The sequence below is a fragment of the Winogradskyella pacifica genome (assembly GCF_013403915.1).
GTDB lineage: Bacteria > Bacteroidota > Bacteroidia > Flavobacteriales > Flavobacteriaceae > Winogradskyella > Winogradskyella pacifica.
This window is the reverse complement of sequence record NZ_JABFDI010000053.1, coordinates 1-1,116: the sequence shown is the minus strand read 5'-3', so window position 1 is coordinate 1,116 and position 1,116 is coordinate 1. Positions and strand designations below refer to the sequence as shown.

Genomic DNA, 1,116 nt, shown 5'->3' with positions numbered 1-1,116 from the left:
ACTTCGTAGCTGTTGCCGTGCAGCGACACTGTCGCGGTCTTGGTCACCGTCCGATATTCGGACCACAGAAATGCTTCGGTCAGATCGGCTGCTGTCGCCATCGCCGCGGTGCGGCCCAGCCGCGTCCAGCCTGCCTCCCACCGATCCAGTGGGCACTGCCCGGTCTCGGAATGGACCCGCCGGTGATATTCGGTCTCCACCCATCCGGTGAACAACCGGTTCAGCTCGAGTAGCGCTGCGCGGTGATCGGTTCCGGCTTCGGTCAACTGCTCGGGAGTGGTGTCGACGATTTCGACGAGGAACTGCTCACGGACAGTGCGGAAGAATCGTTCGATCTTCCCCCGCCCTTGCGGGCGATGAGGGGTAGAATGCACCAACCGGACAGCAAGTTTCGTGCATGCCCGCAGCAGCCATGCATCGACGAACGCGGACCCGTTGTCGACGTAAACCGACCCCGGGACCCCGCGTGCAGCCAGCGCCGGCTCCAACGCCACCCCCAACCGCACCGTGTCTTCGGAGAACCCGAACCGGTATCCCGTCAGCAGCCGGGAGTGATCGTCGAGGAACGCGAACAGATATGTTTTCCGCCCGCCGACTTTCGGGCCGTGCAACGCATCCCCGGTCCAGCGGTCGTTGGGGTGTTCCGCTTCGAACCGCCCGAACACCGGCGGCGTCTGGCCCGCCGCGGGTCCAATGAGCTCCAGGCGGTGGAAGTGCCGCAGCAGCGTCGATTCCGACGGTGACCACCCAGCTGATGCCCGCAGGATCCGCTGCACCTGAGCTGCTGTCCTGGCCGGGTTCTCCCGTTTGAGTGCAGCTGCCATCTCGAGGACTACGGAATCGGTGCGCACGGTGGCCTGCCGGGTCGAGGGCATGAGAGCGTCGAATCCGTCGGTGTTGTACCGGCGGATCCACCGATCGAGGGTGTCCCGCGAATACCGCACCTCCGACCCGAACGGGTCGGTGTGCTCCCGGGACGCGATCTCACGCACCATCTTCCCGCGGGTCTTCGTCGACAATCCGGTATCGAGCGCCGGGCAGATCAACTGATACCGAAACAGTCCTACCTTCTGACGCCGTTCCCGCTCTTTCTCCTCCGACATTGTCGGCCACCAC

Annotated in this window: 1 protein-coding gene; it reads right to left on the bottom strand. The window is 64.6% G+C overall.

Annotation, left to right across the window (positions count from 1 at the left end; all coding sequences use genetic code 11):
- Positions 1–1,103 (bottom strand): DDE-type integrase/transposase/recombinase (locus tag HM984_RS18020; RefSeq protein ID WP_179350108.1); only part of this gene is annotated, 1,103 nt, incomplete at its 3' end.
- Positions 1,104–1,116 lie beyond the last annotated feature (13 nt).